Below are 22,334 nucleotides of genomic sequence, written 5' to 3'. Positions count from 1 at the left end.
CCTTGTTGGCCGGTTACCGGAGGTTAGCCCTCAGCCTGTCCGGCCGCCAGGCGCAGGATGAGGCGGTGTTGTGAATGCGAGGCGAGGATCGTGGCCGCGGTCATCGCGATCTTGGCGTCCGGCAGGCCCGCGAGCGCCTTCCCGTACGCGCCGACGAGCTCGTCCTCGAACCTGACCGCGGCGGCCAGGACTCCCGCCCGGTCGCGCGCGCCGGCGAGCTCCGCGGCTGCGCCGGTGAGCTCCGGTCGCAGCGGCCGGGGAAGCCCGACCGCGGCGAGCTCGGTCGCGAGCGCGTCGGCGTGGTCGGCCTCGTGGCCGCGGATCTTCACGAGCTCCAGCGGCCCGCCGGAGCCGAGCGTCTCCATCGCGGCGCCGTAGGCGAGCTTGGCCTGCTGCTCGCGGCGGATCAGGTCCAGCAGGATGGCGCCCTCGGTCGGGGCGGCGCTCGCGGTCGCCGGCGCGGCGAGCAGCGCGGCGGCGCCGAGCAGCAGCTCGCGGCGCCTCATGACGGCTGCCCCGGGAACGCGCTCGCGAGCGGGTCGCGATCGAGCCGGCGCGCGAGCGAGGCGTGGCTCTCCGCCGCGTCCGCGATCAGCCCGGCGAGAAGCGCGCGGGAGGCGGGATCGCGCAGCCGGCCCACGGCCGCGACGTAGCCCGCCAGCGCGCGCCCTTCGGCGTCGTAGGCCGCCCGCGTGCCCGACGGACCGCTCGCGGCCTTCGCGACCGCCCCCGCCTGCTCCAGCTTCCTCGCGCGCGCACGCGCGCGGGTCACGCCGGCGGCGACGGAGAGCCGCGTCAGCCGGAGCTGCTCGTCGAGCACGTCCTGGCGGCTGACCGCCGGAGCTTCGGACGGCCCGCAGCCCGCCAGGAGCGCTCCCGCACCGGCGCCCAGCAGCGCTCGGCGGGTGCCTACCACCAAACCGTGGTGTCCAGGTTCTCCAGCTCGTCGACCGGCGTCGTGTAGAGGCCGGACGAGAGGTACTTCCAGCCGTCGTCGCACACGATGAAGACGACGTTGCCCTCGTCGAGCTCGTTCGCGATCCGGACGGCGATCGAGGCGATCGCGCCGGTCGAGACCCCGGCGAAGATGCCTTCCTCGTCGAGCAGCCGCTTCGTCCACACCACCGCGTCGCGGTTGGTGACGAAGATCTTCCGGTCCAGCAGCGAGAGGTCGATGATCGGCGGGATGAAGCCGTCCTCGAGGGAGCGCAACCCCTGCACGGGCTCGCCCTGCATCGGCTCGGCGGCCACGATCTTGACGCTGTCGCCGAGCTCCTCGCGCAGCCGGCGCCCGACGCCCATCAGCGTCCCGCCGGTGCCGAGGCCCGCGACGAACGCCGCGATCTCGTCGAGCTCCTCGAGGATCTCCGGCGCGGTGCCGTTGTAGTGCGCGGCGGGGTTCGCCTGGTTGCCGTACTGGTAGGGCATGTAGTACGACGCGTCGGCCTGCGCCATCTCCAGCGCCAGCGACACGGCGCCGTTGGACCCCTGGTCGCCGGGCGAGTAGACGATCTCGGCGCCGTACATCTTCAGCAGCTGGGTCCGCTCCGGCGTGACGTTGGCGGGCATCACGACCTTGAGCTTGTAGCCCTTGCGACTGCAGATCATCGCGAGCGAGATGCCGGTGTTGCCGGACGTCGGCTCGAGGATCGTCTGGCCCGGGCGGATCGCGCCCTTCTCCTCGGCGTCCTCGATCAGCGCGCGCGCGACGCGGTCCTTGACCGAGCCCGTGGGGTTCGCCGACTCCAGCTTGGCCCACAACCGCACGCCCGGCTTGGGCGAGAGGCGCTTGAGCTCGACCAGGGGCGTGTTGCCGATCGCCTGGACGATGTCGCCGTAGCGACCGCCGCAGGGACGGTTCTGCAGGTGCTGGACCATCGCTTTACGAAGTGTAGTGGGCGGTGCGCGTCCGCAGCGCCCAGCGCGTCGCCGGTGCGGCGGGCGCCGTGGCGGCCAGGAAGAGCGTGCCGAGGACGAGCCAGCCGGGCCGGCCCCAGCCGGCGACGAGCGTCGTCATCAGTGCGGGCGCGAGCATCTGCGCGGTGGCCTGGCCGGTGGCGAACATGCCCTGATATTGCCCCGGCGCGTCCGGCGGCATGAGCGGGATCGAGAGGCCCCACGACGCGGCGACGAACAGCAGCTCACCGGCCAGGTGGACGAGTCCCGCCGCGATCAGCAGGACCGCGGCGCCCACGCCGCCCATCCCGGCGGTGAGCGCGAACAGGATGCAGGAGCCGGCGAGCAGGGCGCCCGAGCGGACTGCGCCCCGGGCGGCGAGCAGCGGCGTCTTCAGGCCGCGCGTGGCGCGCACCTGAAATGCCGCCACGCCGACCGAGTTGATGACGACGATCGCCGCCGCGAGGGCCGGGCTCGCGCCGGTGTGGCGGGCGATCCAGAGCGGGACGCCGCTCGACAGCATCCCCCAGCACAGGCTGAGGACGCCGACCATCGCCGCGAGCGTGACGTACGGCGCGTCCTTGAGGACGGTGAGCGCGCGCGGCGGGAGCGGCGCGACGCGCGGGACGCTCGCCACGAGCGCCGCATAGGCCGCGAACGTGAGCGCGTTGAAGCCGACCAGCGCGGCGTAGCCGGCGTCGAGGCCGATCACCACGCCGCCGAGCGCCGCGCCCGCGGCCGCGCCGATGTGGTTGAAGACGCGCAGGCGCGCGAGGGCGTCCAGCCGCCGCTCGGGAGCGGTGAGCCCGACGACGAGCGCGGCCCGCACGCCGCCGGCGCCCTGCGAGGCCGCCGTCGTGACGCACGCCGCGGCCTGGAAGGCCGCGAATCCGTGCGCCAGGTAGAGGCACATGCCGGCGCCCTGGACGAGCAGCAGCACGATCAGCGTCTCGCGCGGGCCGAAGCGGTCGCCGTGGTGGCCGAGCGGCGTCGCGACGAGCATCCCGAGCGCGCCGGCGATCGCCATCCCGAGCCCGACCTGGGCCGGCGTCAGGTGCTTGGTGAGAAACAGCGCCCAGCTCGTGTACCAGGCGCCGTTGCCGAGGTTGCTGAGCAGGATGCCCCAATACAGACGCGTCATGACGATTCACGCTACCCTGAAGTGTGTGGACGCTACCCTGAAGTGTGTGGACGCACGCGTCGCGCTGTTGAAGGAGCTCGCCGATCCGGTGCGGTTGCGCGTGGTGGACCGGCTCGGGCACGGCGGCCCCGCGACCGTGAGCGAGCTGGCCGCCGCGCTGGACGCATCGATGCCGCTGCTGTCCAACCACCTCCGGCGGCTTCGCGAAGCAGGGCTGGTGACGGTCTCGCGCTCCGGCCGGAGCGTGATCTACGCGATCGCCGACGAGGGTCTGTTCGCGCTGCTGCCGTTGCTCGACCGCCTGACGGGCGTGGTGACGAAGGCGCCCGCACAGGCCGACGCGGCGGACGGCCGCACTTGCTACTCGCACCTCGCCGGCAGGCTCGGGGTCGCCCTCTACCGGGCGCTGCTCGAGCGGGGCGCGCTGCGCGACCGGCCGGACGGGATGGTCGAGCCGGGCGCCGAGCCCCTGCCGCTGGGGATCGAGGCGCCGCCCGAGCGCCGCCGCTTCGCGTTCGAGTGCTTCGACGCCACCCAGCACGCGCCGCACCTCGCGGGCGCGCTCGGCGACGAGCTCGCCGCGGCGCTGTTCGAGCGCGGGTGGATCGAGCGCGGCGAAGGCCGCGACGTGCGCGTGACAGCGAAGGGCGCGCGGGGGCTGCGGCGGACCTTCGGCGTCGCGCTCTAGCCCCGGCCGCCGCCGGCGTGCGCCACCATCGTCGCGTGCCGCCCGACCCGCTCGCCGCCCTCCGCGCCTCGCTCGCCGAGCAGCTCGCCGCCCTGCGCGGCGTCGCCGCGGAGGAGCTGCCGGCGCCGCTGCTCGACGTCGTCGTGCGCGACCACGGCGGCATCTACCTGATCCAGCCGGCCGACTGGGAGGCGCTGCGCCATGAGGAGGGCGGCGCCGGCCGAGGCGTCCCCTATTGGGCGCGGCCGTGGCCGGCCGGGCTCGCGCTGGCGGCCATGGAGCCGCCGCGCGGGCGGGTGCTGGAGCTCGGGTGCGGGCTCGGGGCGCCGAGCATCGCGGCGGCGAAGGCCGGCGCCGAGGTGCTGGCGACCGACGGCTCCAGCGACGCGGTCGCGTTCACCGCGCATGCGCTCGCGCTCAACGAGGCGGTCGCGACGGTCGCCGTCGCGGACTGGGCCGACCACGGCGCGACGCTCGTGGACGGCGGCCCATGGGACGTCGTGCTTGCGGCCGACGTCTTCTACACCGCCGCCAACGTGCAGACGGCGCTGCGGCTCCTCCCCCGCCTGCTCGAGCCCGGCGGCGAGCTGCGCATCGCCGACCCCGGCCGCGCCGGCGCGCGCGACTTCCTCGCCGCCGCCCGGCACACGTTCACCCTTGACTCCATCCCCGGCGAGGACGTGACGCTGCACACCCTGCGGCGCCGCTAGTCAGCGTGCCGGCGCAAGCCTCGCCGGCCGGAGGATGTCCGCGTGGCGCATGTGCCTGGGCTCGTTGCCTGCTGCTCATTCCACGCCTGGCGGCGGTCCGTCATGGGTCCAGACGAAGCGGCGGCTGTACCAGCGCCCGCCCGGCGCGACGGGCCTCCAGCCCTGCTCCTCGAGCGCGACCACGAGCTTGCGCACCGCCTTCGCGAGCTCCGGCCGCGGGATGTCGGCCGGGTCCTTCATGAGGTTCTTGAACTCGCATGAGGTCAGCACGACCGTCTTGCGGCGGGAGTCCGGCGGACTGGCCTGCGCCCGGAACTCCGAGCGCAGATACCCGGACCGCCACGTGATCTCGCAGCGCCACTTGTCCATGGAGGCCGCCGGCCACGGGGCACGCGGCGCCAACGGCGGCGGCGGGGGCGCAGGGAGCCGCGACCGGGCCGCGGGAGGCGTAGGCGCGGCCGGTCGCGGCCGGGTGGACGAAGGCGGAGGCGGCAAGGCCGCGCGACGCGGCTGCGCGGCGGGCGGCCCGGCCGGCGCGCCGTTGGCGGGCGGCGCGGCCAACGCGGTGGCGGTGGTGCGCTCCGCGGGGCGCACGCCGTTGGCCGCCCTCGAGGCTTGCATGCCGTGCGCGGGCCCCGCGGCCATGCCGGCCGGCGGGAGCTCGTCGCGCCGCGGCGCGAAGCGGCCGCTCGCCAGAGGAGCCGGTACCGGCGCCGCGTCCGGCGCCGGCTCCGGCGGTCCCCCATCAGTCTCGCGGCGGCGGCGCAGCATCCCCAACAGCAGGCCCGCGGAGAACGCGAGCACGGCCGCGCCGGCGATCAGCGGTGCCGAAGTCCCCCCGCCGTCGCCACGGCTCGCGCTCGGAGGCGAGGCCGTCCGCGACGCGGCCCGTGGCAACGCCGCTGTGTCATCGGACTTGTGCGGATATGCCTCCCACAGCTCCTTCGGCGCCGGCGTCGGCGCTGCCGCCAACACCGTCCCGATCAACAGCGCGGATGTTCGCGCGCCTCCAAGCAGGCCGCCATCCTACCGACAACCGGTGAGTCAGTACGCGTCAATCAGGAGTTACGCAAGCGCGTGTCAGGAAACGCTCCTGATCGCGGGATACAGGGCCCGATAGCGCGCCATCAGCTCCCGGTAGGGCTCGACCCATTCGGCGACCGGCTCGATCTCCCCGTGGGTCCGCACGCACGCGCCGACCGCCTCCTGCACATCGCTCCAGACCCCCCCCGCGACCCCGCCGAGCAGCGCCGCGCCGTACGCCGCGCCCTCCTCGACCGCGACCCGCTCGAGTGGCAGCTCGAGCACCGAGGCGACGATCTTCAGCCACAGCTCGCTGCGCGCCCCGCCGCCTGAAGCGCGTCCGAGCGAGCCGCCGCCGACGAGGTCGAACGAGTCCCGCAGCCCGCACGCCACGCCCTCGAGGACCGCGCGCACCAGCGCGCCGCGGTCGTGGCGCACCGACAGGCCGGTGAACGATCCGCGCGCGTCCGGGTCGGCGTGCGGCGTCCGCTCGCCGGTGAGGTACGGCAGGAACGTGAGCCCCTCGGCGCCGGGCTCCCAGCGCTCCGCTTCCGAGATCAACTCGCCGAACTCGCCGCCGGCGACGCCGCGCAGCCAAGCGAGCGACCCCGCCGCCGAGAGCATCACGCCCATCTGGTGCCACGTGTCCGGCACCGCGTGGCAGAACGCGTGCACGCGCGCCTGCGGATCGGCCTCATAGGACGGGAGCGCGGCGAACACCACGCCCGAGGTCCCGAGCACGACCGACAACGGTCCCGGCCGGTCCACGCCGACGCCGAGCGCGCCCGCCGCCTGATCGCCGGCGCCGGCCGCGACCGGGATCCCCGCCGCCGTCCGGCCGGACACGACGGGGGACTCGAGCACCTCCGGCAGCCACGCCTCGTCGAGCTCCAGCGCCGACAGCACGTCGGGGCTCCAGCGCCGGCCCGCGACGTCGAGCAGCAGCGTCCCCGACGCGTCGGCGACGTCGATCGCGCGCTCGCCCGTGAGCCGCAGCCGCACGTAGTCCTTCGGCAGCAGCACGTGCGCGATGCGCGCGTAGGCGTCCGGCTCGTGCTTGCGCAGCCACAGCAGCTTCGGAGCGGTGAAGCCGGTCAGCGCGCGGTTGCCGGTGAGCGAGATCAGCCGCTCGAGCCCCACCCGCGACTCGATCTCCTCGCACTCCGCCTGCGTGCGCTGGTCGTTCCACAGGATCGCCGGCCGGATCACCTCGTCGGAGGCGTCGAGCGTCACGAGCCCGTGCATCTGCCCGGAGAGACCGATGCCGGCGATCTCGTCGTCGGCGAGCCCGTCGAGCGCCTGCTCGGTCGCGCGCCACCAGTCCTCGGGGCTCTGTTCCGACCAGCCCGGCCTCGGCGTGGCGAGCGGATACCCGACCTCCCGCCGCGCCACCACCTCTCCATCCTCGGCGACTGCGATCGCCTTCACCGCCGACGTCCCGACATCGATCCCGACCACCACGCTCATGCCGGCGGACGATATCCGCCGGGGTTTGGCAGATGACCTGCCGTGGCATACATAACGTGGCGAGGTTGATAGGCGCGTTGGCGCCGTCACCGCTGTGCTCCCCCTCCACCGGCCCCCGCCGCATCGACATCCCGTGCTCTCCTCCGTCCTCCACGGGCGGCTGGGCTCCGCCGTGCTCCGGCGCCGCCAGGCGCTGCTGCTGGCCGGTGCCGTGCTGCTCACGCTGCCCCTCGTCCGCCTCGTGCCCGCCCTCGCCGGCGCCCGCTCGCCGATCTGGCCGCACGGCGTCGTGCGCGTGTACGACGAGAGCGGGATGTCGCAGACCGTCGCGACCGCCGCGGCGCGCTGGAACGGCTCCGGCGCGCAGGTCCGCCTCGAGCTCGTCCGCAGCGAGCGCAAGGCCGACGTGGTCGTGCGCGTCGACGACCGCGCGCTGCGCCACCTGTGCGGGCGCGACTGCCTGGGCTTCAGCACCTCGATCGGCCGCGCGGCGCACGGGCGCAACGCCGTCATCCTGCGCTCGAGCCTCGGCGGAAACCCGCGGCCGCTTTCCGTCTGGGTCGCGGCGCACGAGCTCGGGCACGTGCTCGGCCTGCACCATCGCAACGGGCACGACTGCTCCGTGATGTCGCCGCACGCGTTCGACACCCGCTGCGCACCTTCGCTGGCGGCGACGCAGCCGACCGCCGACGAGCTGGCGTGCGTGCCCGCGCCGGCGGACGTCGACGTCGCGGCCGGTCTGTACGGCGGCAGCGCCGCGTCGCGCGACCCGCGCTGCCGCTAGCGTTCGGACGGCGATGACCGCCACCCGCCTCGCCGCCTTCGGGACGACGATCTTCACCGAGATGTCCGCGCTCGCGCAGCGCACGGGCGCGATCAACCTCGGCCAGGGGTTCCCCGACTACGACGCGCCCGCCGAGGTGCTCGAGTCCGCGATCGCGGCGATGCGCACCGGCCACAACCAGTACGCGCCGCTGCCCGGCGTGCCGCCGCTGCGGCAGGCGATCGCCGAGCACCAGCGGCGCTTCTACGGGATCGAGCTCGATCCCGACACGCAGGTGCAGGTCACGATGGGCGCGACGGAGGCGCTGACCGCCGCGATCATCGGCATCTGCGAGCCGGGCGACGAGGTGCTCGCGTTCGATCCGTACTACGACTCCTACGCGCCCGCCGCCGCGATGGCCGGCGCGGCGTTCTCCACCGTGCCGCTGCATCCGCCGGATTGGCGCTTCGACCCGGACGAGCTGGCCGCCGCCGTGACGCCGCGCACGCGCATGCTGCTGCTCAACACGCCTCACAACCCGACCGGGCGGGTGTTCGGCCGCGCCGAGCTGGAGGCGGTCGCCGCCGTGTGCCGCGAGCGCGACCTGATCGCGGTCACCGACGAGGTCTACGAGCACCTCGTGTTCGACGGCGAGCACGTCCCGCTCGCGACGCTGCCTGGGATGGCCGAGCGCACGGTCACGATCTCCTCGATCGGCAAGACGTTCTCCGTCACCGGCTGGAAGACGGGCTGGGCGACCGGGCCGGCGGAGCTCGTCGCCGCGGTGCGCGCGGCCAAGCAGTTCCTGACCTTCGCCGGCGGGACGCCGTTCCAGTACGCGAGCGCGGCGGCACTGCGGCTGGGCGACGACTGGTACGCGGCGTTCTCGGCCGACCTCGCGCGCAAGCGCGACCACCTGTGCGCCGCGCTCGAGAAGGCGGGGCTGAACGTGCTCGTGCCGCAGGGCACCTACTTCGCGAACGTCGAGGTCGAGGGCGACGGCGCGGACTGGTGCCGCGCGCTCGTGCCGCGGGCCGGCGTCGTGGCGATCCCGACGTCGGTGTTCTCCACCGAGCCCGAGCGGCTGCGGCCGTACGTCCGCTTCGCGTTCTGCAAGCGGCTCGGCGTGATCGACGCGGCCGCGGCGAGGCTCACCGCAGCCGCCGCAGCACCCAGTGGCTGAGCGCGATGATCCGCTCGGCCGGGAAGCGGGCGGTGAGCACGAGCCGCGCCGCCTCGTCGGCGTAGGCCGACAGCAGGTGCGCCGCGAGCTCCGGATCCGGCAGCCCGGCTCCGGGCTCGAGCCCGTGCGCGAGCCGCGCGACGATCGCCTCGCGCCCGCGCGCGATCCGGTCGTGGAGGAGCCGCGGCGCGCCCTCCTGCGGCATCAGGACGAGCCGCCACGTGTCGGGGTCGGCCTGGACCGCCTCGAGATAGGCGCGCAGGGACTGCAGCAGGTCTGGCCGCGGGAGCACGGTCTCCAGCTGGGCGAGCGCCCGCCGCGACTCGCGATCCACGAGCGCCTCGAGCAGACCGGCGAGATCGTCGAAGTGCCCGTAGACGATCGGCCGCGTGATGCCCGCATCGCGGGCGACCGCCTCGATCGAGACCGCGTGGAACCCCGCGTCGAGCACCATCCGCTTGGTGACGTCGAGCAACTGCTCGCGCCGCTGCTCCGCGCTCATGCGCACCGAACTGATGTTACAGAGGCGTAGCTTACGGTAACGTAACCGGACATGGACACGACCGTCGCGATCATCGGCAGCGGGTTCTCCGGCATCGGGCTCGCGATCCGCCTGCGCCAGGAGGGCGTCGAGGACTTCGTGATCCTCGACCGCAACGAGGGCGTCGGCGGGACGTGGTGGGCGAACACGTATCCCGGCTGCGCCTGCGACGTCCCTTCGCACCTGTACTCGTTCTCGTTCGCGCCCAACCCCGACTGGTCGCGGACCTACTCGCGCCAGCCCGAGATCCGCGACTACCTCGCGCGCGTCGCGGACGAGTTCGGCGTGACGCCGCACCTGCGGCTCGGGTGCGAGGTCAAGGCGGCCGAATGGCGGGGCGATCGCTGGCGGCTCGAGACGTCGCAGGGCCCGGTGAGCGCGCACGTGCTGGTGAGCGGCGCGGGCCCGCTGGTCGAGCCGCGCATCCCCGACTTCCCCGGGCTCGCGCGCTTCGAGGGCCCGGCGTTCCACTCCGCCCGCTGGGACCACTCCGTCGACCTGCGCGGCAAGCGCGTCGCCGCGATCGGCACCGGCGCGTCGGCGATCCAGTTCGTGCCCTCGATCGCGCCGGACGTGGCGCAGCTGCATGTCTTCCAGCGCACGCCGCCGTGGGTGATGCCGCACTCCAGCCGGCCGATCACGCCGTGGGAGAAGCGCGTCTACCGCCGCTTCCCGGCGCTGCAGCGGCTCGTGCGCGGCGGGATCTACGCGGGCCGCGAGCTGCTCGTGCTCGGCTTCGTCAAGCACCCGCGCGCGATGCCGCTGCTCGAGCGCGTCTCGCGCCGGCACATGGAGCGCCACCTGCCGCCCGAGCTGCAGCGGAAGGCGCGGCCGGACTACACGATCGGCTGCAAGCGCATCCTGCCGTCCAACGGCTGGTATCCGGCGCTGGCCCGCGACAACGTCGAGCTCGTCACCGACGTGATCGCCGAGGTCCGCGAGCGCTCGATCGTCACGGCCGACGGCGCCGAGCGCGAGGTCGACGCGATCGTCTTCGGCACCGGGTTCCACGTCGTCGACATGCCGATCGGCAGGCTCGTGCGCGGGCGCGGCGGCAAGACGCTGGAGGAGGCGTGGAACGGCAGCCCGCGCGCGCACCTCGGCTGCACGGTCCCCGGCTTCCCCAACCTGTTCATCCTGCTCGGCCCCAACACCGGGCTCGGGCACAGCTCGATGGTCTACATGATCGAGTCGCAGCTCGCCTACGTGGTCGGCGCGCTGCGCGAGCTGCGCTCGCGCGGCGCGCGCACCGTGGAGGTGCGGCCGGAAGCCGCCGAGCGCTTCAACGCGGAGGTGCAGCGCCGGTTGCAGGGCACGGTCTGGAACACCGGCTGCCAGAGCTGGTACCTCGACGGCGAGGGGCGCAACCCGACGCTGTGGCCCGACTGGACGTGGCGCTTCCGGCAGCGGACGGCGCGCTTCGACCCGGCCGAGTACGTCGTCGCATGAGGGTCGTGATCACGGGCGCCGCGGTCAGCCTGCTGGGCGTGTGGCGCGTGACGGCGGCCGCGCTGCCGGCGCTGCTCGAGAGCCGCGGGCGCGTGGTCAACGTCGCGCGGATGCGCGCCGGATGAGGCTCTGGGCGCCGCGCGAGCACGAGGCCGGGCTGCGCGCGGCGCTCCCGCAGGACGTGGAGCTGGGGCGCTTCGCGGACGCCGAGGTCATGGTCCCGTCCTACGACACGCCCGAGGCGCTCGAGTTCATCGCCGGCGCGCCTTCGCTGCGCATGATCCAGACGCTCGAGGCGGGCGTCGACTGGCTGCAGGGCCGCGTGCCCGCGCACGTGACGCTGTGCAACGCGCGCGGCGTGCGCGACACGCCGGTGGCCGAGTGGGTGCTGGGGATGCTGCTCGCCCACGGCAAGGGCCTCTTCGAGGCCGCGGAGCGGCGCCGGTGGGAGTACTGGCAACCGCGCGAGCTGGCCGGGTCCACCGTCCTGATCGTCGGTCACGGCTCGATCGGCGCCGCGCTGGCCCGGCGGCTGCGCGCGCTCGACGCGAACGTGATCGGCGTGGCGCGCACGGCGCGCGACGGCCTGCACGCGGCCGCCGAGCTTCCCGCGCTGCTGCCCGAGGCCGACGCCGTGGTCCTGCTCGCCCCGCTCACGCCCGAGACCCGCGGCCTTGCCGGCCGCGAGTTCTTCGCGCGCATGCGCGCGGGCGCGCTGTTCGTCAACGCCGCCCGCGGCGCCATGGCCGACACGGACGCGCTGCTCGAGGCCGTTCCCCGGATCCGGGCGGCGCTGGACGTGACCGACCCCGAGCCGCTGCCCGAGGGCCACCCGCTGTGGACGGCGCCGGGCGTCGTCATCAGTCCGCACATGGCGGGGGACTCGCCCGAGTCCTTCGTGCGCGCCTATGAGCTGGTGGCCGCGCAGGTGGCGCGGCTGCGAGCCGGCGAGCCGCTGGTCAACGTCGTCACAGCGTGACCGCGCGCCCTTCGTCGGCTGCCCGGTAGAGCGCCGCGATCACCCGCGCCTGCGCGAGCGACTCCGCGCGGTCGAGCCGTGGCGGGCGTCCCTCGGAGACCGCCGCCTCGACCTCGAGCAGCTCCTGCCCGTAGGGGTCGACCGCCTCGACCTCGATGCGCTCCTCCCCCAGGTCGCGCTGCATGACGATCCCGGGCGTGACGCCATGCCATGGATCGGCGATCCAGAGCGTCGCGTCGTCGCCCACGACCTCGAGGCCGGAGCGCGGATAGACGTCCATGCCGCAGTCGAACGTCCCGGTCACGTCGCCCTCGAACCGCAGGACCGCGGCCAGCCGGCCGTCGACGCGCTCCCCCACGCGCTCGGCACTCACGCGTACGGGCTCGCCGGCGAGCAACCGCATCCCGGACACGCAGTAGCAACCGACGTCCATCAGCGCGCCGCCCTCGAGCGACTCGTCCCAGCGCACGTTCCCCGACCCCGGATCGAGGTTGAACCCGAAGCGCGCGTTGATGTGGCGCAACCGACCGATCCCTCCATCGCGCACGAGCTCGACCACGCGCGCGGTCTGCACGTGGAAGCGCCACATGAACGCCTCCATCAGCACACGCCCCGCGGCGTCGGCGGCGTCGAACGCCCGCTCCACCTGCTCGACGTCGCGCGACATCGGCTTCTCGCACAGGACGTGCTTGCCGGCCTCGAGCGCCTTGATCGACCACGGCACGTGAAGCGAGTTGGGCAGCGGGTTGTAGATCGCGTCGACCTCGCCGTCGGCGAGCAGCGCCTCATAGGACGCGTGCACGCGCGGGATGCCGTGCTCGTCCGCGAACGCGCGCCCGCGGGCCTCGTCGCGCGATCCGACGGCGGCGATCTCGACGCCCGCGACGCGCGCGCCGGCGATCAGCTTGCGGCCGATGTTGGCCGTCGAAAGGATTCCCCAGCGCATGTGCCTCTTCCGTCCCCCCGGTACTACGCTCGTTGTGTAGGCAATCAGCGGACCCTGTCGGATCGCGCCGTCCGGCCCGGCCCGCCGAATGATGAAAGGAGCGCAGCCTTGCGCATGCACTTCATCTCGCGGCTGGCCCTCCTGCTCCTCGCGGGCTTCCTCGTCATCGCCAGTCGGGTGTGGACCGGCGCCACGATCGAGTGGCTGTTCATCGCCGCCGGCATCGTGATGATCTTCGTCGCCGCGATCGACGCCGAGGCCGAGGGCAGCGCCCAGCGCACGCTCGACGCCGCATTGGCCGCGCTTGCAACGCTCGGCCTCGTGGTCCACGAGAACAGCACCGAGCGCATCGTGCACGAGCTGAGCGTCACCAGGTCGGAGCGCCGCGCCGCGCCGGCGCCCATGCCGTTCCCGCGCTAGCGGGGGAGAGAGAGACGGCCCCGCCCGGCCCCGCGCAGGCGGGGCGGGCGGGGCCGATGTTCATGCTCGTCCTGAGCTGGCCCGCCCGCGGGTGGCGAGCGAGTCGACCGTCACGGCGAGCAGCAGCACGCCGGCGGTGACGACGAACTTGGTCCCCGACGACAGGCCGAGCAGGCCGAGGCCGTTGTCGATCGAGCCGATCACGAGCGCGCCGAGGATGGCGCTCTTCATGTGCCCGCGGCCGCCGAACAGCGACGTGCCGCCGATGACCGCCGCGGCGATCGAGTACAGCAGGATCGAGCCGCCGCCCGAGTTGGTGTCCACCGACCGCAGGCGCGAGGCGAGCACGAGGCCGCCGACGGCCGCCATCAGCGAGCACAGCGCGAAGCAGGCGATCTTGATCCGGTCGACGTTGATGCCGGCGCGGCGCGCCGCCTCGGCGTTGCCGCCGACGGCGTAGATGTGGCGGCCGAACTTCGTCCGCTGCAGCACGAAGGTCCAGAAGACGAACAGCGCGGCCACGATCACGCCGACCCACGGCACGCCCCGGTCCTGGTTGGCGACGGCCACCACGATCGCCAGCACGACGAGCAGGAACGCGACGCGGATGATGATCAGCAGCATCGGCTCCGTCGGCAGGTTCGCCTTCGCCCTGGTGCGGATCTTCATCGCGTGCAGGCCCGCATAGAGCGCCGTGACCGCGATCACGAGGATCCAGGCCAGCCCGTCCGACATGAAGTTGTTCGCCAGACCGACCAGGAAGTCGTTCTGGAGGATGACGGTGCCGCGGCTGCCGATCAGCAGCAGCACCACGCCGTTCCAGCCCAGCAGGCCGGCCAGCGTCACGACGAACGACGGAATCCCGATCTTGCTGATGATCAGGCCGTGCAGCGTGCCGATCGCGAGACCGGCCAGCAGCGCGAGGATCACCGCCACGAACGTCGGCGGGACGCTCTTGTCGGGGTTCAGCAGCAGCGCGACGAGCACGCCCGCGACGCCGGACACGTAGCCGACCGAGAGGTCGATCTCGCCGAGCAGCAGGATGAACACGATGCCCATCGCCACCAGCGCGTACGCCGCCGACTGGACGATCAGGTTGACGAAGTTGCCGGCGGTGAGGAAGTTCGAGTTCGCGGTCTGGAAGACGATCGCGATGATGACCAGGCCGAGGATGATCGGCAGCGAGCCGAGGTCGCCCGCCTTGACACCCGTCCACCAGCGGGACGCGTAGGCGCCGAGGGTGTCCTTGGTCGGCGCGTCGGGCGGGATGACCGGCTGGTCGGCGACGGCGCTCATGCCACCGCCTCCGCCTGACCGGGAACTTCAGAAAGGGCGCCGGCGGTGATCGCCTCGACGACCTTCTGCTGCGTCGTCTCGGTGCGCTTCATCTCGCCGACGTTCTGGCCGAGGCGCAGCACGGTGATGTTGTCCGCGACCTCGAAGATGTCGTGCAGGTTGTGCGAGATGAGGATCACCGCGAGGCCCTGCTCGCCGAGCCGCTTCACGAGCTCGAGCACCTGCCGCGTCTGGGCGACGCCGAGCGCGGCGGTCGGCTCGTCGAGGATCACCACGCGCGAGTTCCACATCACGGCCTTGGCGACCGCGACCGACTGGCGCTGGCCGCCGGAGAGCCCCGCGACCGTCTGGCGGACGCTGCGGATGGTCGTCACGGAGAGGCTCTTGAGCGTCTCGGCCGCGCGCGCCTCCATCTTGGTCTCGTCGAGGCGCAGCAGGCCCTGCGTCTCCTCGCGGCCGAGGAACATGTTCTGGACCACGTCGAGGTTGTCCGCCAGCGCGAGGTCCTGATAGACGATCTCGATGCCGAGCGCGGCGGCGTCCTTGGGCCCGTGGATGTGCACGGGCTTGCCATCGAAGAGGATCTGCCCAGAGTCGATCGGGTAGATCCCGGCGATGCACTTGATCAGCGTCGACTTCCCGGCGCCGTTGTCTCCGACGAGGGCCATGACCTCGCCGGCGGATACATGGAAGTCCACCTGGTAGAGGGCTTGGACCGCGCCGAAGCTCTTCGACACGCCCCTCAGCTCCAGGACCGGGGTTCCCGTCGTCACGTCAGTTCTTCCTCCTCTACGCGGAACGGGGGCCCGCCGCCAACGATCCTGGCGGGCCCCCGCATCCTACGCAATGGTTCCGATGTCTCCTACTGGACGCCGTTGGCGGCGCACGCTTCGGCGACCTTGCCGGCGCAGATGTCCTCGGCCTTCGGGAAGTCGACCTCCTTGAGGTAGTCCTTCACCGTGTCCTTGGTGACGCCGACCGGGGTCAGCAGCACGGACGGGACGTCCTTCTTCTGGTTGTTCGTCTTGTCGGCCGGCGCGGGGGGCGTCTGGCCCTTCGCCAGCGCGATCGCGAGCTTGGCGGCCGCGTCCGCCTCCCCCGCGATCGGCTTGTAGACGGTCATGCACTGATCGCCGGTGAGCACGTTCTGGACGCCCTGCAGCGTCGCGTCCTGGCCGGTGACCGGGATCTGCTTGAGCTTGCGCGCCTTCAGCGCCGACACGGCCGCGTTGCCGAGGCCGTCGTTGGCGGCGAGGACGCCGTCGATCTTGTTGCCCTGCTTCTGCAGCATCTGCTCGAAGATGGTCAGTGCCTTCTGGTTGTCCCAGTCCGGCACGTCCTGCTCGGCGACCTTCTTGTAGGTGCCGGAGTCGATCTTCGGGTCCAGCACGGAGTGGGCGCCCTGCTTGAACAGCGTGGCGTTGTTGTCCGTCGGGGAGCCGTTGAGGAAGACGATGTTCTTCCCGCCCGACTTCTGCATGCAGGAGTCAAGGCCCTGACCCTGCAGCTCGCCCACCTTCACGTTGTTGAAGGAGACGTAGTAGTCGGCGCTGCCGCCGAGCGTCAGGCGGTCGTAGTCGATGACCTTCACGCCGCGCGACTCCGCGTTGGCCTCGATCGCCGCGCCCGAGCCCGAGTCGAGGTTGACCAGCAGCAGCACCTTGGCGCCGTTGGTGATCATCTGCTCGGCCTGCTGCTGCTGCGTGGACTTGTCGCCCTCGGCGTTCTGGATGTCCGCCTCGACGCCCGCGTCGCCGAAGGCCTTCTTCAGGAACGGACGATCGACGGTCTCCCAGCGGACGGACGACTTGGAGTCGGGAAGCAGCACGCCGACCTTGCCGGCCTTCGCTTCCGTCTTCGAGCCGCCGGAGCTACTACTGCTCGAGCTCGAGCTCGAGTTGTTGTCGCTGCCACATGCCGCGACGAAGAGCGCGGCTGCGGCAGCGAACAGAGGGATGAGCCGTGCGGCTCGGTTCATAGGGTCCTCCTCCTCCAGGTGGACGCTTTGGGACAGGGACGGGGTGTCCAGGCAAAGGCTCGGACGACCGCTGATGGATTCGACAGCAAGACGGGGACTTTGTCAAGAACCTGGACGAACTTCGGGGAAATCGCTGAGCGTTGCTTCTGGTTCCGAACGAAGACTAGGACGCGACCAACCGCGTGGGGAACGTCCGGTCGGCCTCCGAGACGACGAGCGCGAGGGCGCCGAGCACCTGCGCGCGGTCGCCCAGGACGCCGCCCACGACGTCGGCCCGGCGGGCCGCCTCGGGCAGCGCCGCGCGGCCGACCGACTCGCGCATGCCGTCGAGCAGCAGGTCGCCGGCGCCGGCCAGGTCGCCGCCCACCACCAGCAACTCGGGATTGAGCACGTTCAAGAGCGTCGCCACGACCTGCCCCAGCGCGCGGCCCGCGTCGTGGATCACGCGCCGGCAGCCGAGGTCTCCGCCGCGGGCGGCCTCGAGCATCGCGTCGACGGTCAGCTCGTCGCCGTGCGAGCGGCGCAGCAGGTCCACCAGGGCGCCGGTCGCCGCGACCGTCTCCAGGCAGCCGCGGTTGCCGCAGCGGCAGACGATGCCGTCGGGGTCCACGAGCACGTGGCCGAGCTCTCCCGCGAGCCCCGAGCTGCCACGGTACAGACGGCCGTTGAGGATCAGGCCCGCACCGATACCAGACGAGACCTTCAGGTAGATGAGGTCGCCGGCGTCCTGTCCGGCGCCGAACGCGGCCTCGGCGAGCGCGCCGAGGTTCGCGTCGTTGTCGACCATCACCGGGATGTCGAGCCGCCGGCGCATCTCCGACGCCGCCATCATGCCGATCCAGCCGGGGAGTATCGCGCTCGACCCCACGGTGCCCGCGCTCTGCTCGATCGGCCCCGGGAGCCCCATGCCCGCCCCGATCACCTGGGTGCGCTGCACACCGGCGTCCGACAGCGCGTCCGCGACCATCTCGGCCGCGAGCTCGAGTCCCTGCTGGGCGTCGTGGTCGGTGTCGAGCGGGAGCTTGCGCTCGGCGAGGATCGTGCTCGCAAGGTCCGACACGGCGACGCGCAGGTGCGAGTGGCCGAAGTCGATCCCGACCGCGGCGCCCGCCGACGCGTCGAAGGAGAGCAGGATCGGCGGCCTGCCGCCCTGGGCACCGTGCGCGGAGCCGGGCTCCGGGCGCTCGACGACGAGCCCGTCCGCCTGGAGGTCGGCGACCAGGCTCGAGACCGTCGAGCGCGACAGCCCGGTGCGGCGCGCGATCTCGGCGCGCGAGATCTGGCCTTCATCGCGGAGCGCGTGGATGACGCGCAGACGATTAAGCCTCCTCAGCGACTCGAGTGAACCGGCACGACCCTGGGGCATGGACGCGGGGCATTGGACCTGATGTCGAGCGGTTTGTCAATTCTTCGAACGAACTGGGGGTGCGGAGTCGGACCGTTCGGCGGGCGTCAGGGACCGGCCGAGACGGGCGCGACGACGTCGTTGGCGGCCGCCGGGGCCTTTCGAGTACGCGCCTGCGGGCGGCGGCGGCGCCGACTCATCACAGCCCGCCGGGCCCCCGCGGAGCCTCGGGGGGAAGCCAGTCCGCCCGCCTGCGATCGCGACGGGCCGTGCCCGCGGGCGGCGATTCAGAGCTGGGCGGAGATTCGGGGGGCGGAGACGTCTCCGGCGGCTGCGGTCGCGCGAACCCGCCCCCGTACGTCGCGGACTCGCCGGGCGGCAGGGCGGGCTCCGCGTCCTGCCACCACCGCCGCTCCTCGGCCGGAGGCGGCGCGTCGGGCGGGACCCACCCGGGCGGCGGCGTACCGAGACCGTCGGCAAGCCGCTGCAGGTCGAAGCCCTCCTTGCGCACGCGCTGGTCGAAGTAGAGCAGCGTCAGGATCGCCGCCGTGTACGGCGTCGCGATCATCGCGCTGACCGTCCCGCCGACGACCGCCGCGATCGCATCGGCGACCACGCTGTCGCTCGCCACGGCGCTCGCGATCCCCTCGGGCACCAACTGCACGATCCCCGCGACGATGCTCGCGAGCAGGTACCCGACGAGCAGCGCTCCGAACGTCGGCCACCAGCGCCCGCGCACGAGCGCGAACGAGCGCCGGATCGCCGTGAACGCGCCGACGCGCTCGAACAGCAGCGCCGGCACGGCCAGCGACCACGAGACGAACAGCCAGATCGACGGGAGGACGAGCGCGAAGAACGCGAGCACGAGGCCGGCGCCCATCACGATCGAGAGCCAGATCAGCGCCGGCAGCCGGCGCGCGCCGAAGCGCAGCGACCGGCCCGCCTCAGGTCGTGCGCCGAGCCACGCGTCCGAGACCGCCTTGAAGCACGCGGCCGTCGCGAGCAACGTGCCCAGCCCCGTGGCGATCGCGATGCCGATGAACGCGGCCGCCTCCGCCCAGTTGAGCTGGTCGCCGCTGCTCGGCGCCGCTCCCGACCGGAACGTGTCGAGCGAGCTCGAGTCGATCGAGGCCATCACCAGCACCGCGAGGATCTGCACCGGCAGGGCGATGCCGGCCACGCAGAGCATCAGCGGCTTCCAGTGGCGCACATAGAGCTTGATCCCCGCGTCGAGGATCTCGCCTACGCCGAGCGGCCGCAGCGTCGGAGTCGTCGCCACGGCCGCGACGGTACCGGTCAGGCCCCGCCTATGCGCTGCCGCCGGCCATGGCCGGCAGGATCACGAGCGTGTCGGATTCCGCCACCGACGTGTCGAGGCCGTCGAGCACGCGCACGTCCTCGTCGTTGAGGTATACGTTCACGTAGCGGTTGAGCGACCCGTCGGCGCCGAACAGCTGCTCCTGGGTCGCGGGATGCTGCTCGGCGAGCGCGCGCAGGACCGCACCGACGTCACCGCCGCCGGCCTGCACCTCCTTCTCGCCGCCGACCGAGGGGCGCAGCACGGGTGGGATCTTGATCGTCGCCATTGCGGTCGGGAACCCTAGCGCTAGCCGGCCGCGGCGCAGAACGCCTCGTAGTCGGGGAACACGCCCATCTCCTCGTCGGAGATCTCGGACGGGTCCTTCGAGCAGACCGGGCACTGCGGATCGCGGCGCACCTTCAGCTCCGTGAACGTCGCGCCGAGCGCCTCGTACAGGAGCAGGCGCCCGATCAGCGGCTCGCCCGCGCCCACGATCAGCTTGACGACCTCGGTCGCCTGCAGCAGGCCCATCGTCCCGGGCAGCACGCCGAGCACGCCGTTGGCGCCGCAGGACGGGGCCAGCTCGGCGGGCGGCGGCACCGGGTAGAGGCAGCGGTAGCAGGGGCCGTCGTGCGGCTTGAAGACCGAGAGCTGGCCGTCGAACCCGAGGATCGAGGCGCTCACGACCGGGATGCCCAGCCGCACCGTCGCGTCGTTGAGCAGGTAGCGCGTCGGGAAGTTGTCGACGCCGTCGACGATCACGTCGTAGCCGTCGATGATCTCCATGATGTTGGAGGCGTCCAGGCGCGTCTGGTACTTGACGACGTCGACGTCCGGGTTGATCGCCTTGACGGAGATCTCGGCGGAGTCGACCTTCGGCGTCCCGATCCGGTCGGTCGTGTGGATCACCTGGCGCTGCAGGTTGGAGAGGTCCACGTCGTCGTCGTCGACGATCCCCAGCGTGCCGACGCCGGCCGCGGCGAGGTAGAGCGCCGTCGGCGAGCCGAGCCCGCCGGCGCCGAGCAGCAGCACCTTGGCGTTGAGCAGCTTCGTCTGGCCCTCGAGCCCGATCTCCGGCACGAGCAGGTGGCGCGAGTAGCGCTCGCGCTGCTCCTTGCTGAGCGATACCGGCACCTCGACGTCGTAGCCCCGGTCCTTCCACAGCGTGATGCCGCCGTTCATGGACGCGACGTTCTCGTAGCCGAGCAGCTCCTTGAGCGTGTTCGCGGCGAGCGCGGAGCGCTGGCCGGAGGCGCAGTAGATCACGACGCGCTGGTCGCGATCGCTCCCGATCACGCCCTCGACGCGTGACTCCAAGTAGCCGCGTGGAACGTGCTTGGCGCCGGGGATATGACCGGCGTCCCACTCCTCGCTCTCGCGCACGTCGAGGAGCACGGCCTCGCCGTTGAGGGCCTTGACCTCGGAGGGGTCCAGCTCGTCGATCTGGCTTCTGATGCGGCGGATGACCTCCGCCCCGGACGGGCTCATGCGATCAGTGTCCTTCGGAAAGCGGATCGGGTTTCCAATACTTCAGGAAGGATAGCGCCGTCCAGGTTGGGGTCTCGGCCGGGGTCAAACAGGCGTCCGCTTCTGCCGATGAACGTCGCGGAATGCGCACGCGCACGCTCCTCACGCAGGTCCTCGCGGTCAATACGGCGCTCGTCGCCGGCACGGCGATCGTCGCCGCGCTGATCGCCCGCGGGCGCTTCCAGGACGTGTTCGAGCTCCAGCGCATGCTGCTGCTCGGCCTCGCGATCGCGAGCGCCGTGCTGCTGAACTCCCTGCTCCTGCGCCGCCGCCTGCGCCCGCTCGAGCGCCTCCTGCACACGATGGAGCGCGTCGACCTCAGCCGCCCCGGCCAGCGCGCCGCCGCCCCCGCCGGCGCCGCCACCGAGGTCGAGCGCCTGACCGCCGACTTCAACCGCATGATGGCCCGCCTGGAGGAGGAGCGGCGCGAGTCCGGCCGCGCCGTCATCCGCGCCCAGGAGGAGGAGCGCGCGCGCATCGCGCAGGACCTCCACGACGAGGTCAACCAGGCGCTCACCGCGATCCTGCTGCGCCTGCAGGCCGCCGCGCTCGACGTCCCGCCCGGGCTGCGGTCCGAGCTCAAGGAGATCCAGACGCTCGCGACCCAGGCGATGGAGGAGCTGCTGATGCTCGCCCGCCAGCTGCGGCCGACCGCGCTCGACGACCACGGCCTCGTCCCCGCGCTCGCGAGCCAGGTCGCCGACTTCGGCGAGCGCACCGGAATCCGCTCGACCTTCCACCGCCACGGCGCGCCGCCCGAGCTGTCCGACGAGGAGCAGCTCGTGCTCTACCGCGTCACGCAGGAGAGCCTGAGCAACGTCGTGCAGCACTCGGGGGCGAGCACCGTGCGCGTCGAGCTCTCGAGCGTCGGCCGCACCGTGCTGCGCGTCCGCGACGACGGCTGCGGCTTCAAGGTCTCCGGCAGCAACGGGAGATCGCGCCTCGGCGTCTCCGGCATGCGCGAGCGCGCGCTGCTGGTCGGCGGCCGCCTGAACGTCTTCAGCGCCCCTGGAGAGGGGACGACCATCGAACTCACCATGGGAGCTACATGAGGATCCTGATCGCCGACGACCACGGCATCGTGCGCGGCGGAATGAAGCTGCTGATCGAGCGGCAACCCGACATGGAGGTCGTGGCGGAGGCCGGCGACGGCGTCGAGGCCTTCGAGCAGGCGCTCCAGACGCGTCCGGACCTGTGCGTCATGGACGTCTCGATGCCGCGCATGACCGGCCTGCAGGCGGCGCGCCAGATCCGCGCGCACCTGCCCGACACGCAGGTGCTCGCGCTGTCGATGCACGACGACGAGCGCTACGTCTTCGACGCCTTGAAGGCGGGCGCATCCGGCTACGTGCTCAAGCGCGAGGTCGACCAGGCGCTGCTGAACGCGATCCGCGCCGTGCACCGCGGCGAGACGTTCCTCACCAACGCGGTCGAGCGCACGGTCGTGCGCGAGTGGATGCGCGACGACGCGTCCGGCCCCGACGAGCCCCTTTCCCCGCGCGAGCAGGAGGTGCTGAAGCTGATCGCCGAGGCGCACACCAACAAGCAGATCGCCGAGACGCTGCACCTGGCCGAGAAGACCGTCGAGTCGCACCGCGCGAACCTGCTGCGCAAGCTCGGCATGCGCGACCGCGTGGAGCTTGTGCGATACGCCATCCGGCGCGGGCTGACGGAGGCCTAGC

At 72.6% G+C, this 22,334-nt stretch carries 25 protein-coding genes; 10 read left to right on the top strand and 15 right to left on the bottom strand.

Features of this window, described 5'->3' with window-relative positions; translation table 11 throughout:
* Positions 1-23 precede the first annotated feature (23 nt).
* Genes H958_RS0115145 through H958_RS0115130 form a run of 4 tightly spaced genes read right to left on the bottom strand, consistent with a single transcriptional unit; the run spans position 24 to position 3,037 of the window.
* Positions 24-506 (bottom strand): ferritin-like domain-containing protein, encoded by a 483-nt coding sequence (locus tag H958_RS0115145; RefSeq protein ID WP_028059294.1) that lies wholly within the window; start codon positions 504-506, stop codon positions 24-26.
* Positions 503-916, bottom strand: a complete 414-nt coding sequence (locus tag H958_RS0115140; protein ID WP_028059293.1) for a hypothetical protein — start codon at positions 914-916, stop codon at positions 503-505. The genes H958_RS0115145 and H958_RS0115140 overlap by 4 nt, the downstream gene beginning before the upstream one ends.
* Complete coding sequence (locus H958_RS0115135; RefSeq protein WP_051324285.1) at positions 910-1,878, bottom strand: PLP-dependent cysteine synthase family protein; 969 nt, start codon at positions 1,876-1,878, stop codon at positions 910-912. Before H958_RS0115135 ends, H958_RS0115140 begins: the two co-directional genes overlap by 7 nt.
* A 4-nt stretch (positions 1,879-1,882) precedes the next feature.
* Positions 1,883-3,037 (bottom strand): MFS transporter, encoded by a 1,155-nt coding sequence (locus tag H958_RS0115130; RefSeq protein WP_028059291.1) that lies wholly within the window; start codon positions 3,035-3,037, stop codon positions 1,883-1,885.
* Positions 3,038-3,083: 46 nt separating this feature from the next.
* Here H958_RS0115130 and H958_RS0115125 point away from each other — a divergent pair, with 46 nt between their 5' ends.
* Both H958_RS0115125 and H958_RS43405 read left to right on the top strand, forming a co-directional pair.
* Complete coding sequence (locus H958_RS0115125; RefSeq protein WP_051324284.1) at positions 3,084-3,725, top strand: ArsR/SmtB family transcription factor; 642 nt, start codon at positions 3,084-3,086, stop codon at positions 3,723-3,725.
* A gap of 35 nt (positions 3,726-3,760) precedes the next feature.
* Positions 3,761-4,435 carry a class I SAM-dependent methyltransferase gene (locus H958_RS43405; RefSeq protein ID WP_051324283.1) on the top strand — a complete coding sequence of 225 codons (675 nt, stop codon included), beginning with the start codon at positions 3,761-3,763 and terminating at the stop codon, positions 4,433-4,435.
* 75 nt (positions 4,436-4,510) lie between these two features.
* On the opposite strand, the gene H958_RS46315 is transcribed toward H958_RS43405, so the two are convergent.
* Both H958_RS46315 and xylB read right to left on the bottom strand, forming a co-directional pair.
* Positions 4,511-4,804, bottom strand: a complete 294-nt coding sequence (locus H958_RS46315; protein ID WP_156028000.1) for a hypothetical protein — start codon at positions 4,802-4,804, stop codon at positions 4,511-4,513.
* 711 nt (positions 4,805-5,515) lie between these two features.
* Positions 5,516-6,925 (bottom strand): xylulokinase, encoded by a 1,410-nt coding sequence (gene xylB / locus H958_RS0115110; RefSeq protein WP_028059288.1) that lies wholly within the window; start codon positions 6,923-6,925, stop codon positions 5,516-5,518.
* Positions 6,926-7,058: 133 nt separating this feature from the next.
* Here xylB and H958_RS0115105 point away from each other — a divergent pair, with 133 nt between their 5' ends.
* The gene (locus tag H958_RS0115105; protein ID WP_028059287.1) at positions 7,059-7,709 is read left to right on the top strand and encodes a zinc-dependent metalloprotease family protein; all 651 of its coding nucleotides are present in this window, start codon (positions 7,059-7,061) and stop codon (positions 7,707-7,709) included.
* A gap of 13 nt (positions 7,710-7,722) precedes the next feature.
* Positions 7,723-8,871 carry a pyridoxal phosphate-dependent aminotransferase gene (locus tag H958_RS0115100; RefSeq protein WP_028059286.1) on the top strand — a complete coding sequence of 383 codons (1,149 nt, stop codon included), beginning with the start codon at positions 7,723-7,725 and terminating at the stop codon, positions 8,869-8,871.
* Here the strand turns inward: H958_RS0115100 and H958_RS0115095 are convergent.
* Positions 8,840-9,373, bottom strand: coding sequence for a TetR/AcrR family transcriptional regulator (locus tag H958_RS0115095; protein WP_028059285.1), 534 nt, complete (start codon positions 9,371-9,373; stop codon positions 8,840-8,842). The genes H958_RS0115100 and H958_RS0115095 overlap by 32 nt on opposite strands.
* A gap of 51 nt (positions 9,374-9,424) precedes the next feature.
* On the opposite strand from H958_RS0115095, the gene H958_RS0115090 reads away from it, so the two are divergent.
* From H958_RS0115090 to H958_RS0115080, 3 genes are read left to right on the top strand one after another with little or no spacing between them, the layout of a single operon-like run.
* A complete protein-coding gene (locus tag H958_RS0115090; RefSeq protein WP_028059284.1) occupies positions 9,425-10,861 on the top strand; it encodes a flavin-containing monooxygenase in 1,437 nt (478 codons plus the stop codon).
* Positions 10,858-10,986: a hypothetical protein gene (locus H958_RS48715; RefSeq protein WP_255325424.1), complete on the top strand. Its 129-nt coding sequence runs from the start codon at positions 10,858-10,860 to the stop codon at positions 10,984-10,986. Before H958_RS0115090 ends, H958_RS48715 begins: the two co-directional genes overlap by 4 nt.
* On the top strand, positions 10,983-11,840 hold the full coding sequence (locus tag H958_RS0115080; protein WP_028059283.1) for an NAD(P)-dependent oxidoreductase: 858 nt from the start codon (positions 10,983-10,985) through the stop codon (positions 11,838-11,840). The genes H958_RS48715 and H958_RS0115080 overlap by 4 nt, the downstream gene beginning before the upstream one ends.
* Here the strand turns inward: H958_RS0115080 and H958_RS0115075 are convergent.
* Positions 11,830-12,786 (bottom strand): Gfo/Idh/MocA family protein, encoded by a 957-nt coding sequence (locus H958_RS0115075; protein WP_028059282.1) that lies wholly within the window; start codon positions 12,784-12,786, stop codon positions 11,830-11,832. The two genes, H958_RS0115080 and H958_RS0115075, sit on opposite strands and share 11 nt — an antisense overlap.
* A 108-nt stretch (positions 12,787-12,894) precedes the next feature.
* On the opposite strand from H958_RS0115075, the gene H958_RS0115070 reads away from it, so the two are divergent.
* On the top strand, positions 12,895-13,206 hold the full coding sequence (locus tag H958_RS0115070) for a hypothetical protein (RefSeq protein WP_156027999.1): 312 nt from the start codon (positions 12,895-12,897) through the stop codon (positions 13,204-13,206).
* A gap of 60 nt (positions 13,207-13,266) precedes the next feature.
* On the opposite strand, the gene H958_RS0115065 is transcribed toward H958_RS0115070, so the two are convergent.
* The 7 genes from H958_RS0115065 to moeB all read right to left on the bottom strand — a co-directional run bounded on the left by H958_RS0115065 (position 13,267) and on the right by moeB (position 20,613).
* Positions 13,267-14,502 (bottom strand): sugar ABC transporter permease, encoded by a 1,236-nt coding sequence (locus H958_RS0115065; RefSeq protein ID WP_051324282.1) that lies wholly within the window; start codon positions 14,500-14,502, stop codon positions 13,267-13,269.
* Positions 14,499-15,275: an ATP-binding cassette domain-containing protein gene (locus tag H958_RS0115060; RefSeq protein WP_037410158.1), complete on the bottom strand. Its 777-nt coding sequence runs from the start codon at positions 15,273-15,275 to the stop codon at positions 14,499-14,501. Before H958_RS0115060 ends, H958_RS0115065 begins: the two co-directional genes overlap by 4 nt.
* 89 nt (positions 15,276-15,364) lie before the next feature.
* A complete protein-coding gene (locus H958_RS0115055; protein WP_028059278.1) occupies positions 15,365-16,480 on the bottom strand; it encodes a sugar ABC transporter substrate-binding protein in 1,116 nt (371 codons plus the stop codon).
* Positions 16,481-16,643: 163 nt separating this feature from the next.
* On the bottom strand, positions 16,644-17,846 hold the full coding sequence (locus H958_RS0115050) for an ROK family transcriptional regulator (protein WP_028059277.1): 1,203 nt from the start codon (positions 17,844-17,846) through the stop codon (positions 16,644-16,646).
* Between the two features lie 178 nt (positions 17,847-18,024).
* Positions 18,025-19,104 carry a hypothetical protein gene (locus H958_RS0115045; protein WP_028059276.1) on the bottom strand — a complete coding sequence of 360 codons (1,080 nt, stop codon included), beginning with the start codon at positions 19,102-19,104 and terminating at the stop codon, positions 18,025-18,027.
* A 28-nt stretch (positions 19,105-19,132) separates the two neighbouring features.
* The gene (locus H958_RS0115040; protein ID WP_028059275.1) at positions 19,133-19,411 is read right to left on the bottom strand and encodes a ubiquitin-like small modifier protein 1; all 279 of its coding nucleotides are present in this window, start codon (positions 19,409-19,411) and stop codon (positions 19,133-19,135) included.
* A 20-nt stretch (positions 19,412-19,431) separates the two neighbouring features.
* Positions 19,432-20,613 carry a molybdopterin-synthase adenylyltransferase MoeB gene (gene moeB, locus H958_RS0115035; protein ID WP_028059274.1) on the bottom strand — a complete coding sequence of 394 codons (1,182 nt, stop codon included), beginning with the start codon at positions 20,611-20,613 and terminating at the stop codon, positions 19,432-19,434.
* Between the two features lie 122 nt (positions 20,614-20,735).
* Here moeB and H958_RS0115030 point away from each other — a divergent pair, with 122 nt between their 5' ends.
* Positions 20,736-21,704 carry a sensor histidine kinase gene (locus H958_RS0115030; protein ID WP_028059273.1) on the top strand — a complete coding sequence of 323 codons (969 nt, stop codon included), beginning with the start codon at positions 20,736-20,738 and terminating at the stop codon, positions 21,702-21,704.
* Positions 21,701-22,333, top strand: a complete 633-nt coding sequence (locus H958_RS0115025) for a response regulator (RefSeq protein ID WP_028059272.1) — start codon at positions 21,701-21,703, stop codon at positions 22,331-22,333. The genes H958_RS0115030 and H958_RS0115025 overlap by 4 nt, the downstream gene beginning before the upstream one ends.
* Position 22,334 lies beyond the last annotated feature (1 nt).

Origin of the sequence: Candidatus Solirubrobacter pratensis, assembly GCF_000425945.1 — a bacterium.
Classification (GTDB): domain Bacteria; phylum Actinomycetota; class Thermoleophilia; order Solirubrobacterales; family Solirubrobacteraceae; genus Solirubrobacter; species Solirubrobacter pratensis.
The sequence above is the reverse complement of the archived record's forward strand: the minus strand, read 5'-3'. Positions and strand labels throughout refer to the sequence as shown.

Excerpts from the sequence above, each read along its gene's own strand:
- H958_RS0115145 (WP_028059294.1), bottom strand. The coding sequence starts at position 506 with ATGAGGCGCCGCGAGCTGCTGCTCGGCGCCGCCGCGCTGCTCGCCGCG.
- H958_RS0115135 (WP_051324285.1), bottom strand. The coding sequence starts at position 1,878 with ATGGTCCAGCACCTGCAGAACCGTCCCTGCGGCGGTCGCTACGGCGAC.
- H958_RS0115130 (WP_028059291.1), bottom strand. The coding sequence starts at position 3,037 with ATGACGCGTCTGTATTGGGGCATCCTGCTCAGCAACCTCGGCAACGGC.
- H958_RS46315 (WP_156028000.1), bottom strand. The coding sequence starts at position 4,804 with ATGGACAAGTGGCGCTGCGAGATCACGTGGCGGTCCGGGTATCTGCGC.
- xylB (WP_028059288.1), bottom strand. The coding sequence starts at position 6,925 with ATGAGCGTGGTGGTCGGGATCGATGTCGGGACGTCGGCGGTGAAGGCG.
- H958_RS0115100 (WP_028059286.1), top strand. The coding sequence starts at position 7,723 with ATGACCGCCACCCGCCTCGCCGCCTTCGGGACGACGATCTTCACCGAG.
- H958_RS0115095 (WP_028059285.1), bottom strand. The coding sequence starts at position 9,373 with ATGAGCGCGGAGCAGCGGCGCGAGCAGTTGCTCGACGTCACCAAGCGG.
- H958_RS0115090 (WP_028059284.1), top strand. The coding sequence starts at position 9,425 with ATGGACACGACCGTCGCGATCATCGGCAGCGGGTTCTCCGGCATCGGG.
- H958_RS48715 (WP_255325424.1), top strand. The coding sequence starts at position 10,858 with ATGAGGGTCGTGATCACGGGCGCCGCGGTCAGCCTGCTGGGCGTGTGG.
- H958_RS0115080 (WP_028059283.1), top strand. The coding sequence starts at position 10,983 with ATGAGGCTCTGGGCGCCGCGCGAGCACGAGGCCGGGCTGCGCGCGGCG.
- H958_RS0115075 (WP_028059282.1), bottom strand. The coding sequence starts at position 12,786 with ATGCGCTGGGGAATCCTTTCGACGGCCAACATCGGCCGCAAGCTGATC.
- H958_RS0115065 (WP_051324282.1), bottom strand. The coding sequence starts at position 14,502 with ATGAGCGCCGTCGCCGACCAGCCGGTCATCCCGCCCGACGCGCCGACC.
- H958_RS0115055 (WP_028059278.1), bottom strand. The coding sequence starts at position 16,480 with ATGAACCGAGCCGCACGGCTCATCCCTCTGTTCGCTGCCGCAGCCGCG.
- H958_RS0115050 (WP_028059277.1), bottom strand. The coding sequence starts at position 17,846 with ATGCCCCAGGGTCGTGCCGGTTCACTCGAGTCGCTGAGGAGGCTTAAT.
- H958_RS0115040 (WP_028059275.1), bottom strand. The coding sequence starts at position 19,411 with ATGGCGACGATCAAGATCCCACCCGTGCTGCGCCCCTCGGTCGGCGGC.
- moeB (WP_028059274.1), bottom strand. The coding sequence starts at position 20,613 with ATGAGCCCGTCCGGGGCGGAGGTCATCCGCCGCATCAGAAGCCAGATC.
- H958_RS0115030 (WP_028059273.1), top strand. The coding sequence starts at position 20,736 with ATGCGCACGCGCACGCTCCTCACGCAGGTCCTCGCGGTCAATACGGCG.
- H958_RS0115025 (WP_028059272.1), top strand. The coding sequence starts at position 21,701 with ATGAGGATCCTGATCGCCGACGACCACGGCATCGTGCGCGGCGGAATG.